Raw genomic sequence first — 12159 nt, 5'->3', positions numbered from 1 at the left:
ACCCACGCTTTGGTGGACAGGCCCTCGACGACGTCGGTCATCCCAACAGCATCCAGTTCGCCCACCACGTCGATCATGTGCAGATCCAAACGGCGTTGCAGCTCGAACAGGACCGCCACATCGTCGATCCCGGAACCCAGGCTATTCAGTTCGGTGTCGAAGCCCTCGAACATGTGTATGACACTAAACGCGACCCCCGACAACGAAGCTTGGCGCCCGCAACGAAGATCCGAACCGGCCGGTGGCGGGCCGACGGCGCAGTCGCGCCTGCGTGCTGACGTGGATCGGCCGGGTTGAAGAATCTTGACCAATTAAGTCGAAATTATTCTTGACCAAATGGATCGGATTTATCTAGGTTCACATCCCGTGAAGCGAACCCTTGCAACCGCCGGCCTGTCAGCACTGCTCTCGGTGAGCGTCCTGACAGCCTGCTCTCCGGGGAGCAACGCCACGGCGGACAACGAGTTCGGCGACAACGCCGCCGGCGCGGTCTCAATCGTCGGGTTTGCCGTGCCGAAGGCTGCCCACGACGCGGTGCAGGCCGCCTGGGAGAAGACGGCGGACGGCCAGGGGGTTCGCTTCGAATCCTCCTACGGTGCATCTGGCGACCAGAGTCGCGCGGTGGCCGAGGGGAAGAAGGCTGACTACGTGCACTTCTCGCTCGAGGGCGATGTCACTCGACTCGTGAAGGCAGGACTTGTCGACGAGGACTGGAACAGCGGCCCGACCCGGGGGATCATCTCGAGTTCGGTCGTCGTTCTCGTCGTTCGGGACGGGAATCCGAAGAACATCCGCGGATGGGACGACATCGTGGAGCCGGGGGTCGGCATCGTGACCGCCAATCCAGGCTCCTCGGGCGCGGCGCGATGGAACATTCTGGCGGCCTGGGCCCATGCGATTGAAGGCGGTGGTGGCGATACGGCCGGGGAAGCGTTCCTCACCAGGTTCTTTGAGAATGCCGTCACCCTGGCCGGGTCGGGACGTGAAGCCACGACGGCGTTTCAGAACGGCGTGGGCGATGTGCTCGTCAGCTACGAGAACGAGGCGATCTTTGCCCGTCAGAGTGGCGAGGCGTTCGACTACCTCATTCCCGACACGACATTGCGGATCGACAACCCGGCAGCCGTCACCAAGGGCGCAAACCCGGCGGCCGCGGAGTATCACGAATTCATCCTGAGCGAGGAAGGTCAGCGGATCTTCGCCTCGAAAGGTTTCCGCCCGGTGATCGACGTCGAGGCCGTCGATGTGGAAGGGGCCAATGACTCCCAGAACCCGTTCCCGACCGACGCGAACATCGTGACGATCGCCGATCTCGGTGGCTGGTCTGAGATCAACACCAGGTTCTTCGCAACGAAGGACAAGGACGGCGCCGATGGCTTGATCACGCGTATCCAGAACGCATCGGGTAAGGGCACCACGTGACCGGAACAGATACTGCCGGCGTCGTTGCGGGCAACGTTGGCTCGCGGGACGACGGCGCCCCGCTGACCCGAGGCTCGGCGCTCACGCTCGGCGTCGTGAGCATCTGGCTCAGCCTGCTCGTCCTCATTCCGCTCACTGCGGTGGTGGTGAAGGCGACCGGCAACGGGTGGAGCGGGTACTGGCATGCGCTCTCCAATCCGTCGACGGCGGCAGCGCTGAGGCTCACCATCGGCCAGGCCGTGCTGGTGACGATCGTGAACGTCGTCATGGGCACACTCGTCGCATGGGTCCTGGTGCGTGACGACTTTGCCGGCAAGGCGGTCCTGGATCTCGTCATCGACGTCCCGTTCGCCCTGCCGACCATCGTCGCCGGACTCGTTTTGTTGTCGCTCTATGGGCCGGACAGTCCCGTCGGGCTGCACTTCGCAAACACGCGGGTCGGAATCTTCATCGCCCTGTTGTTCGTCACGGTGCCCTTCGTCGTTCGAGCCGTGCAGCCGGTCCTCTTGGAGTTGGACCGTGACGTCGAGGAGGCAGCGGCCTCTCTCGGGGCCAGCCGCACGACGATCTTTCGCCGGATCGTCCTGCCGAACCTCGCCCCGGCGATCGCAGCAGGAACGGCGCTTTGCTTCGCTCGAGCGGTCAGTGAATACGGTTCGCTGGTGCTGATTTCGGGCAACCTACCGTTTCGCACGGAGGTTGCGGCGGTGCGCATTCTGTCGCTCAACGAGAACGATAACCCGGCGGGCGCTGCAGCGGTGGCGAGCGTCCTGTTGGTCGTTGCGGTCGTCGCGTTGCTGAGCATCGACGGGTTGCGGCGATGGGCGGTGCGTCGTGCCTGAGGTCGAATCGCTCGCCGCTGACCCGATGCCGGAGGAAAGCGCGGCGATCCCGGTGCCGGCGACGAAGCCACATCGTTCGCTCCGCCCACGACGCCGACGCAGCTCGAGCACCCTCGCGCTCCGTCTGGTCGCCGTCGGCTACATCGTGATCTTGATCGTCGTCCCGTTGGCGATGGTCGCACAGCGGACGTTCGCACAGGGTGCCGGCGCCGTGTGGGAACGACTGACCGAGGCGAACATGGTCCACGCCTTCACCGTGACGGCCTACGCGGCCGCGTACGCGGTGATCATCAACACGGTGTTCGGCATCGCCGTGGCGCTCTTGTTGGTGCGGTACCGGTTCCCCGGACGGCGTCTGCTCAGCACGTTTGTCGACCTGCCGCTGTCGGTGTCGCCGATCGTCGCCGGTCTGGCGCTGATCTTCGCGTACGGGCGCAACGGCTGGTTCGGTCCGGCCCTCGACGCTGCTGGCATCGACGTGATCTTCGCCTTCCCGGGAATCGTGTTGGCCACGGTGTTCGTCTCGATGCCGCTCGTCGTCCGGGAGATCGTGCCCGTGCTCGAGGAGATCGGCACCGAGCAGGAACAGGCAGCGACCGTGTTGGGCGCATCGTGGTTCCAGACCTTCCGACGCATCACCCTGCCGTCCATCAAATGGGCGGTGGCGTACGGGGTGGTGTTGGCGCTCGCCCGTTCGCTCGGTGAGTTCGGGGCGGTCAAGGTCGTCACCGCCGGGGGAGTGGCCGGGTCTACCCAGAGCGTGACCTCCTTGGTGGAGGAGCGCTATGCCGAGTTCGACGAACTCAGCGCGTACAGCGCCTCGTTGGTACTCGCGGCCGCGACGATCCTGTGCCTGATCGTCATCACCATCATTCGCCCTTCGCACCAGAAGTGACATCGCCATGACCATCTCCGCTCGCAACATCAACAAGAAATTCGGCGACTTCGTGGCGTTGGACGACGTCTCGGTCGATATCGGTGGCGGCAACCTGACCGCTCTGCTCGGCCCGTCCGGTGGAGGCAAGACGACCTTGTTGCGCATCATCGCCGGCCTCGACGATCCCGACTCGGGGGTGGTCGAGATCAACGGAGCGGACACCACCTGGGTTCGTCCCCAACAGCGAAACGTCGGCTTCGTGTTTCAGCACTATGCGGCGTTCAAGCACCTGAGCGTGTTTCGCAACGTCGCCTTCGGTCTGGAGATTCGCAAGACCCCCAAGGAGGAGATCCGCAAACGGGTGATGGAGTTGCTCGAACTCGTTCACCTCGACCAGTTCGCCGATCGGCTTCCGGCGCAGCTTTCGGGTGGGCAACGCCAACGAATGGCCCTTGCCCGGGCGTTGGCGGTGGAACCGAGCGTGTTGTTGCTCGATGAGCCGTTCGGCGCGCTCGATGCGAAGGTTCGAAAGGAGTTGCGCGACTGGCTTCGACGGCTCCACGACGAGGTGCACGTGACCACGGTGTTCGTGACCCACGACCAGGAAGAGGCACTGGAAGTGTCGAATGAAATCGTGGTCATCAATCAGGGTCGCGTTGAACAGGTCGGCTCGCCCGACGATCTCTACGACCACCCTCGCAACGACTTTGTGATGGGATTTCTCGGCCCGACAACGCGCCTCAACGGTGAGCTGGTTCGACCCCACGACATAGCGGTCACCACCTCAGCGGTACCGCACGCGTTCGGCGCTCGGGTGACCCGGCTGCTACGGGTCGGTTTCGAAGTTCGCCTCGATGCGATGCGCGAGGTGATCGGGGAGCCAGACGAGACCGTAACGGTTCAGCTCACACGACGCGAGGCCGTCGATCTCGATCTGCGCGAGGGCGACGAGGTGTACTTGTCTCATGCGTTCTCGCAGGTTCTCGTCGGCTGAGGGCCAACGGGCGCTCACAACCCTCGCGCCAGGCGGTGAATCTCGTTTCGGATGCGCTTCTCGCTCACCGGGACGCTGGTTCGGAGTTGCTGGGCGAACGAGCTGACACGGAACTCCTCGAGCATCCAGCCGACCGCCTCGACGTCGTCGCTCATCGGTACCGTGGCGAGGAGGCTGTCGTAGTCGGATTCGAGCGCCCGACACCGTTGCATCAGCTCAGCGTCGCGGCGCACATTGTTGGGGAGAGCGTCGAGTCGCCGCAGAACGGCGCGAAGGTACCGTTCGATATCGTCGAGCCGGTCGTACCCCACCGCCGTGAGCACACCCGGATACAGGAGTCGATCGAGTTGCTCGGCGATGTCGACCATGGCTGGGTCGAGCGCCTCCGAGACCGAGGACGCCATGGCAGCGCGAATGTCGCGATGCGCTGCAATGATCCTCGAAGCAGCGGCGCAGCTCAGCACGAGCGCGTCGTGAAATCCGTTGCGGGCATCCGCGACGAGGCGCGCCCAGGCCGGCTCGTTCCAGGCCGGTCCGCCAGCGTCTGCGAGGAGACGGTCGAGGGTCGTTGCGATGATGTCGTTGTACCACTCGACTTTCGACGCGATGGCCCCGGTCGTCATGAGCGACTTCGTGCGTTCGTCCAGCAGGGAGTCGACCTGTCGTGCCGGGCTGGGCATCTGTAGTCGAAGCAGTCGGCGCGTGCCTTCCCACATCATCGCTGCCTGCTCTTCCGCGCTGGGGCAGGCGACCACCGCCACCGAGTCGCCGTCATCCGCGAGCGCGGGGTAGGCCTTGAGGAGGCGGCCACCCACGTGACGCTGCACCACCCGTGGGAGTTCGCCCAGGTCCCACGTCCGAATGCCGGACCGCTCGAGGCCGGAGTCCACCTGGGTTGCCACCTCGTCGGCATGTTGGCGCACCTCATGCGCGAGCACTCGAAGATCCTTGCCTGCGGCGAGTTCGACGCCGTCGCTGTCGACGATGCGGAACGACGGGCGAAGGTGAGTCGGCAATCGGTCGAGATCGAACGCGTCGGCTGGAAGCGGCGTATCGATCAACTTGTTGAGCGCCTGTCGCACCGAAGATAAGAAGCTGCTGCCGTTCGCCTCGAGGTCGTCGCGAATGAGTTCGACCGTCTCGGGGACGGGGACGAACAGCTTGCGAAGTTGCTTCGGCAGCGTTCGGATGAGTGCGTCGACCATCTCGTCGCGGAATCCCGGGACGTTCCAGTCGAACACGTCGGGCTGGATCTGGCCGAGGACCCCGACGTCGATCGTGATGGTCGCACCATCGTGATCGCTGAGGGGGTCGAATTCGTAGGTGACAGCGAGGTCGTGGCCGTCGACGTTCCACGTATCGGGAAAGGCGTCGTGGTCGATGATCTCGTCGGGGTCGTCGACGAGCAGGTCGTCGAGTGTGAGGTCCAAGAGCTTGCCGTTGGTGCGCCGTTCGGCCTTCCACCATTCGTTGAACGCTGCGGTGTTGGTGACCGTCGGAGGCACGCGCTCGTCGTAGAAATCGAAGATCTCATGGTGGGTGACCACGAGGTCGCCACGGCGTGCGCGAGCCTCGACCTGTGCGGCCTCGGACGCGACCCGATCGTTGCGGTCGATGAACTTGTGGTGAGCGTCCCAGTCGCCTTCGACGAGAGCGTGTTGTATGAACAGGTCGCGGGCGAGCGCTGGGTCGACGGACGCGAGTTGCACACGACGGTCGCCGACGATCGGGAGGCCGTACAGGGTGACGCGTTCGGTGACGAGTGCCGCTCCTCGCCCGCGGTCCCACCACGGCTCGCCGTAGGAGTACTTGCACAGATGCTCGCCGAGCCGTTCGGCCCACGCTGGATCGATCTTGGTGAGCGTTCGCGCCCACATCCGGTCGGTCTCGACGAGTTCACCCGCCATCACCCATTCGGGCGGAGACTTCGTCAACGAGGATCCCTGGGCGATGGTGAAGCGAGCGTTTCGTGCGCCGATGTAGTCGCGTGATGCCCGGCGGTCGCCGCCTTCTCGATGGCCGTGGCTTCGGTGCTGGCGGGTTTCGACGCCGCTGCGTTGGGCGTTGTTGCGCATGCCGATGTGGGACAGCAGCCCGGCGAGCAGCGAGATGTGGACCTGATCGGCTGCCGCCGGGGCGGTATTGGGGATGAAGCCGAGAGCTTTGGTGGATCGTCGGAGCTGTCCGTAGATGTCCTGCCACTCGCGGATTCGGTTGTAGTTGAGGAACTCCTGGCGACACATCCTGCGGTACTGATTGCCCGACCGCGCCTCGCGCTCTGCGACGAGGTGGTTCCACAGGTTGAGATACGTCAGGAAGTCGCTGTCGGGGTGCTTGAACCGAGCGTGCGACTGGTCGGCCGCGGTGCGATTGTCGAACGGGCGCTCGCGTGGGTCCTGGATCGACATGGCGGCGGCGATGATCATCACCTCGTCGAGCGCGCCGTTGTCGACCGCTTCGAGCACCATGCGTCCGAACCGTGGGTCCACCGGCATGCGCACGAGTTGGCGGCCGATCGGGGTGAGCCACCGGCGGGTACCGTGTCGGCGCGGATCGACGGCGCCGAGTTCCTCGAGCAGTGCGATGCCGTCGCGGATGTTGCGTTCCGATGGGGCCTCGACGAACGGAAACCTCGACGCGTCGCCGAGCCCGAGATTCGCCATCTGAAGGATTACCGCCGCGAGGTTGGTGCGGCGGATTTCGGGTTCGGTGAACTCGGGCCGGGCGACGAAGTTCTCCTCGCTGTAGAGCCGGATGCAGATACCCGGGCCCACCCGACCACAGCGTCCGGCCCGTTGGTTCGCCGAGGCTTGGCTGACCTCTTCGATGGGGAGGCGCTGGACTTTCGTGCGATTCGAGTAACGGGAGATGCGGGCGGTTCCGGGGTCGATGACGGCCCGGATGCCGGGGACGGTCAGCGAGGTCTCGGCCACGTTGGTGGCCAACACGATGCGCCGCCCTCGGTGAGGTTCGAAAACGCGGTGCTGTTCGGCCGCAGAGAGGCGTGCGAACAGCGGGAAGACCTCGGTGTCGGGCAGTTTCAGATCCTCAAGCGCTGCCGCGGCCTCGCGGATTTCGCGTTCGCCCGAGCAGAAGACGAGCACGTCGCCGTCGATTTCGGAGGACAATTCGTCGACCGCGGCGCAGATGCCCTCGGCGATGTCGAGTGGATCGCCGAGGTCGTCTCCGGCGTTGGCGACACCGGCGGCCGCGAGGGCCTCGGCGGGATCCAGCGGTCGGTAGCGGACCTCCACCGGATAGGTGCGACCTTCGACGACGATGACGGGCGCATCGTCGAAATGGGCACTGAAGCGTGCGGTGTCGATCGTCGCGGAGGTGATGATGACGTGGAGATCGGGTCGTTTCGGTAGGAGGCGCTTGAGGTATCCAAGGAGGAAATCGATGTTGAGCGATCGCTCGTGGGCCTCGTCGATGATGATCGTGTCGTAGGCGCGCAGGTTCCGGTCGCGTTGAACTTCGGCCAACAAGATGCCGTCGGTCATCACCTTGATGCGCGTGGATGCGCCGACCTCGTCGTTGAACCGGACCTTGTAGCCCACGATGCCGCCGATGGTCTCGTCGAGTTCTTCGGCGACGCGTTCGGCGATCGACCGGGCGGCGATGCGGCGGGGCTGGGTGTGGCCGATCCAGCGGGCTCGGCCGGTGTCGGGATCGACGGCACCGCGGCCGGCCTCAAGACAGAGCTTCGGAAGCTGGGTGGACTTGCCCGATCCGGTCTCCCCGGCGATGACCACCACCTGGTGTTGTCGAATGGCTGCCACGATCTCGTCGTGTCGTTCGTGGATCGGTAGGTCGGGTGCGACGACGCTCGCGGAGCGTTCGCCGACGGACGGTGCGGCCGGGGTGGGTTGAGGGTCCGGTGATGCGCCCGGTTGGGGGAGGCTGGACATGGCGTCACCAGGCTACGTGGGCGCGGTCGAGTCCCTGGCGCCAGTTACTGAGCTTGCTGGCGGCGGGGCTTGGGGCCGCCGCATCTTGAGTGTCAGGGGTTGCCCGTACCGTGCGAAGCCATGGAATGGCTCGTGGTGATCCTGTTGGTCGCACTCATCGTGTTAACGACGCTCTCGTTGGTGCGTCGCGAGGGAGGTGGCGTATCGGGTGCCGACATGGCCGCGGTGCAGGTCGAAGCCGCCAGACGCGAAGGCGAACTGCGCGAGGCACTCGCTCGGGCCGAGGCTTCACGGGCTAGCGATCAACAACAACTCGCGGCATTCGGTGCCGTGTCGCAGCAGGCGCTTGCCGGGCAGTCGCAGCAGTTTCTTCAACTGGCGGAGACGCGCTATGGGGCGTTGGCGAATGGAACTTCGACGCTGCTGAACCAGCACAGCGAGCGCATCGCCGCGGCGCTCGACGCGTTGGGGGCGAGGCTGTCCTCGCTCGAACGCGAGCGGTCCCAGGCGACGAACTCACTGGAGTCGATGGTTCGCGAGTTGACCCAGGCGACCCAGGCAACCCGAAGCGAGGCCGCGCGCCTTCACAGCGCGCTCCGAGACAGCCGGGTACGCGGTACCTGGGGCGAGGTGCAGCTTCGGCGAGTCCTGGAACTGGCGGGGCTGGAGCGACACACCGACTTCGTCGAGCAGCAGTCCTCGGTTGCCGATGGCCAGACGATTCGCCCCGATGTCGTCGTCGGACTGCCCAATGGCCGATCGATCGTGATCGACGCCAAGGTGCCGCTCGACCGCTACCTCGAGGCCGCCAACAGCGACGACCCCGACGCAGAGCGGCAATTGCTCGTCGAGCACGCTCGCTCGCTCGCTGGCCATGTCAACGCGCTGTCGAACCGCAACTACACCAGCGGGGTCGACGGGGCGATCGATCTCGTCGTGTTGTTTCTCCCCGGCGACGCGTTCCTCACCGCCGCGCTCGATGCCGACCCGTCGTTGTTCGAGACGTCCGCGACCAAGGGGGTGGTGCTGACCACCCCGAGCTCGCTGCTTCCACTGCTTCGCGGAATCGCGCTCGGTTGGCGCGAGCGTCGCGCCGAGGAGGAGGCCGCCGAGATTCAACGGCTCGGTGCCGAACTCCACGAACGGATCGCGAATTTCCTCGATGGATACGCGGCGGTCGGAGCTCGGCTGAACAGCGCTGTTGAGAGCTACAACCGGTCGGTCGGCTCGCTCGAAGGCAGGATGCTGGTAACGGCCCGCAAGCTGGCCGAGGTTGGGGCCGGATCGACCAAGAAGGTGCCGGAGATGGCAACGGTGGCGGCGCTCGCTCGCACTCCGACGGTCCCGGTCCTGGCGTCGGGCGGAAGCGGCGGCGGCGACCCGGATGCTGAGCCGGGTGGAGAACTCAGCCTCCCGTCAGGCGAGTGAGCGTGCGTTCGAGCAGGGCCGGAACGTGATGGCCGCGGTTCTCGATCCGGTCGGCTGCTTCGGCGAGCGCGCGGCCGGCATTGATTCCGATCCACCGAGCCGGTTCGGGTTCCCAGTTGGGGGAGCGGTGTTGCACCCAGGGCAACGAGGTCAACTCGGTCGGACGCCCAAGGACCAGATCGGCAAGGGTCCGCCCTGCGAGGTTCGTCGTCGACACTCCGTCGCCCACATATCCGCCCGCCCAGCCGATCCGCGAGACCGCGTCGAACCCGACCGAGGACATCCAGTCGCGTGGGACCCCGAGCGGGCCTCCCCACCGGTGGGTGATTCGAGCACCCCCTATCTGGGGCAACAGGGTTCGTAACGTCGTCTCGATCTGATCAAAGACCCGTCGGTCGATGTCGAAGCCGGGTCGGATCCGAGAGCCGAAATGGTACGGAGCTCCGCGTCCGCCGAACGCGATGCGGCCATCGGCGGTGCGTTGGCCGTAGATGATGACGCGACGCCCGTCGGTGAATGTCTCGCGGGACCTCAGCCCGATCTCGTCCCACACGGAGTCGGCGAGCGGTTCGGTCGCAATCATGAGGGAGTAGATCGGGACCACCCGCCGTCGAAACCCGGTGATGGTGGAGGTGTAGCCCTCGGTTGCGCGGATGATGTTGTTGGCGCGCACCACCGTGCCGTCCCGCAAAAGGAGGCGGCCCGGAAGCACTTTGGCCACCGGTGAACGTTCCGCGATGCGGACGCCGCGTTCGCCGACGGTCGCGGCGAGACCGCGAACGAGCTTGCCCGGATGAACCGCCGCACAGTGTGGCGTGTAGGCGGCCCCATGGTTGGAGGCGGTAGCGAATCGGGCGGTTGCCGCGGTCGGATCGAGCCAGTGCGCGTCGGTCTCCGCGAGCGCGGCCGACCGAATTGCATCGACGTGTTGCGGCAGGGTCGCGACGGTGAGGGTTCCGCCCTTGGCGAAGTCGCAGTCGATGTCGTCCTCGGCCGCGGCGCGGGCGACCTCGTCGACGGTCGCGCGCATCGCTGCCTGCATCGCAGCAGCCGCCTGCGCCCCAAACCGGTGGGCCAGTGTCGACGACGAGGTCGCGAACAACGCCGAACACCACCCACCGTTGCGACCCGATGCCCCGAATCCGACGCGTTCGGCCTCGAGCACGACCACCGACAGCGAAGTGTCTGCCTCGAGGAGCGAACGGGCGGCCCACAGGCCGGTGAATCCAGCGCCGACGATCGCCACGTCCCAGTCCCGATCGTCATCCGGTTGCGATCCGAACGGCCTGCGGTGCCAGTGCTGGCGCCGATCGCCGGTCGAACTATCGGCGTAGTCGTTCCACAACACGGTCATGTCGGCACGCTATCCGGAGCCCCCCGGGTGCTTGGACGCCGTTGAATCGGCTTTTGGTGGTCAACACGGTTTCGGGCCACTAGTTTTCGCCGAGACGTCACGCCGGGGCTCTGGCGTGGAAGGGATCGAGACATGGTCAATTCCCAACTGACGGACACGCCCGACTCGGCTTCGACGATGATCTCCGTCGACCACGTCTCGAAGCACTACGGCAACTACCGCGCGGTTGAGGAAGCCGATTTCGAAATCGCCTCGGGTGAGTTCTTCTCGATGCTCGGGCCATCGGGCTGTGGCAAGACGACGACCTTGCGGCTGATCGCTGGATTCGAGCAGCCGACGTCAGGCGCCATTCGAATCGACGGCCAGGACGTGTCGAACGTGCCGGCGTACAAACGCGACGTCAACACGGTGTTCCAGCAATACAGCTTGTTTCCCCACATGAGCATTCGTGACAACGTCGCCTTCGGGCTTCGATCCAAGAAAGTGCCCAAGGCGCAGTGTCGCGAACAGGCTGAGGTGATGCTCGACCTCGTGGCGCTCGGCGAGTTCGGTAGCCGTAAGCCAGCGCAACTGTCCGGCGGTCAACAGCAACGGGTCGCCTTGGCCCGTGCGCTGGTCAACAACCCCAAGGCGCTGCTACTCGACGAGCCGCTTGCCGCGCTCGACCTCAAGTTGCGTCAGAACATGCAGTTCGAATTGAAGCGCATCCAGCGTGAGTTGGGCATCGCGTTCGTGTTCGTCACTCATGATCAGGAAGAGGCGATCACGATGAGTGACCGCATCGCGGTCATGAGCCAGGGTCGTGTCGCCCAGATCGGTTCGCCGACCGACATCTACAACTACCCGGAATCCGTTTTCGTCGCCGGGTTCATCGGGACCGCGAACCTGATACCGGTGCAACTCGACGCCGTGCATTCCGACGTTGTCTCGGCGACTTCGTCGATGGGGTCGCAGTTCTCCGTGCCGACGGTCGGGCGCCGGTATTCGGCCGGGGCGAAGGGTGCGGTGATGATCCGGCCCGAACGCCTCGACATCAGCGCGTCGGCGCCTGAGCGTGAGATCGGAGGGAGTATCGATGCCACCCTGCGTAGCGTCGTGTTCCAGGGGCCGGTGCTTCGCTGCGAGGCTGTCAGCGGCACCGGTTCGATCTTGGTCGCCCATGTTCATATCGATGACATGCCCTCGGATGTGTCGCCCGGCGGGCCCGTGGTGTTGTCCTGGCTTCCCGAGGGGGCCTTCGTCGTCAACGAAGAAATCGATCTATCACAAGCCGGTGTCACGAACGCCGATGAGGATGAAACCGTTCTGTAACTGTGCCCGAGGAGGCAGAC

Annotated in this window: 8 protein-coding genes; 6 read left to right on the top strand and 2 right to left on the bottom strand. The window is 65.2% G+C overall.

The annotated features are described in order from the left end of the window. Nucleotides 1-366 precede the first annotated feature (366 nt). From M9952_13595 to M9952_13580, 4 genes are read left to right on the top strand one after another with little or no spacing between them, the layout of a single operon-like run. Nucleotides 367-1422: a sulfate ABC transporter substrate-binding protein gene (locus M9952_13595; GenBank protein ID MCO5313959.1), complete on the top strand. Its 1056-nt coding sequence runs from the start codon at nt 367-369 to the stop codon at nt 1420-1422. Continuing rightward, complete coding sequence (cysT, locus tag M9952_13590; GenBank protein MCO5313958.1) at nt 1419-2264, top strand: sulfate ABC transporter permease subunit CysT; 846 nt, start codon at nt 1419-1421, stop codon at nt 2262-2264. The genes M9952_13595 and cysT overlap by 4 nt, the downstream gene beginning before the upstream one ends. Then, complete coding sequence (locus M9952_13585) at nt 2257-3159, top strand: sulfate ABC transporter permease subunit (GenBank protein ID MCO5313957.1); 903 nt, start codon at nt 2257-2259, stop codon at nt 3157-3159. Before cysT ends, M9952_13585 begins: the two co-directional genes overlap by 8 nt. Before the next feature lie 7 nt (nt 3160-3166). Further along, nucleotides 3167-4135 carry a sulfate ABC transporter ATP-binding protein gene (locus tag M9952_13580; GenBank protein MCO5313956.1) on the top strand — a complete coding sequence of 323 codons (969 nt, stop codon included), beginning with the start codon at nt 3167-3169 and terminating at the stop codon, nt 4133-4135. Nucleotides 4136-4149: 14 nt separating this feature from the next. Here M9952_13580 and hrpA read toward each other — a convergent pair whose 3' ends face one another. Further along, nucleotides 4150-8046, bottom strand: coding sequence for an ATP-dependent RNA helicase HrpA (hrpA, locus tag M9952_13575; GenBank protein MCO5313955.1), 3897 nt, complete (start codon nt 8044-8046; stop codon nt 4150-4152). A 120-nt stretch (nt 8047-8166) separates the two neighbouring features. Between hrpA and M9952_13570 the strand changes: the two genes are divergently transcribed. Next, nucleotides 8167-9474, top strand: a complete 1308-nt coding sequence (locus M9952_13570; GenBank protein MCO5313954.1) for a DNA recombination protein RmuC — start codon at nt 8167-8169, stop codon at nt 9472-9474. Here M9952_13570 and M9952_13565 read toward each other — a convergent pair. Next, nucleotides 9452-10828 (bottom strand): FAD-binding oxidoreductase, encoded by a 1377-nt coding sequence (locus M9952_13565; protein MCO5313953.1) that lies wholly within the window; start codon nt 10826-10828, stop codon nt 9452-9454. The two genes, M9952_13570 and M9952_13565, sit on opposite strands and share 23 nt — an antisense overlap. A 132-nt stretch (nt 10829-10960) precedes the next feature. Here M9952_13565 and M9952_13560 point away from each other — a divergent pair, with 132 nt between their 5' ends. Beyond that, nucleotides 10961-12139 (top strand): ABC transporter ATP-binding protein, encoded by a 1179-nt coding sequence (locus M9952_13560; GenBank protein ID MCO5313952.1) that lies wholly within the window; start codon nt 10961-10963, stop codon nt 12137-12139. The last annotated feature ends 20 nt before the right edge of the window (nt 12140-12159 follow it).

This window comes from Microthrixaceae bacterium, from assembly GCA_023957975.1.
In the GTDB taxonomy this organism is placed as follows: Bacteria; Actinomycetota; Acidimicrobiia; order Acidimicrobiales; family Microtrichaceae; genus JAMLGM01.
The sequence above is the reverse complement of the archived record's forward strand: the minus strand, read 5'-3'. Positions and strand labels throughout refer to the sequence as shown.

What these genes read in the sequence shown, in the direction of transcription:
- M9952_13570 (MCO5313954.1), top strand. Translation starts at nt 8,167, where the DNA reads ATGGAATGGCTCGTGGTGATCCTGTTGGTCGCACTCATCGTGTTAACG.
- hrpA (MCO5313955.1), bottom strand. Translation starts at nt 8,046, where the DNA reads ATGTCCAGCCTCCCCCAACCGGGCGCATCACCGGACCCTCAACCCACC.
- M9952_13565 (MCO5313953.1), bottom strand. Translation starts at nt 10,828, where the DNA reads ATGACCGTGTTGTGGAACGACTACGCCGATAGTTCGACCGGCGATCGG.
- M9952_13580 (MCO5313956.1), top strand. Translation starts at nt 3,167, where the DNA reads ATGACCATCTCCGCTCGCAACATCAACAAGAAATTCGGCGACTTCGTG.
- M9952_13560 (MCO5313952.1), top strand. Translation starts at nt 10,961, where the DNA reads ATGGTCAATTCCCAACTGACGGACACGCCCGACTCGGCTTCGACGATG.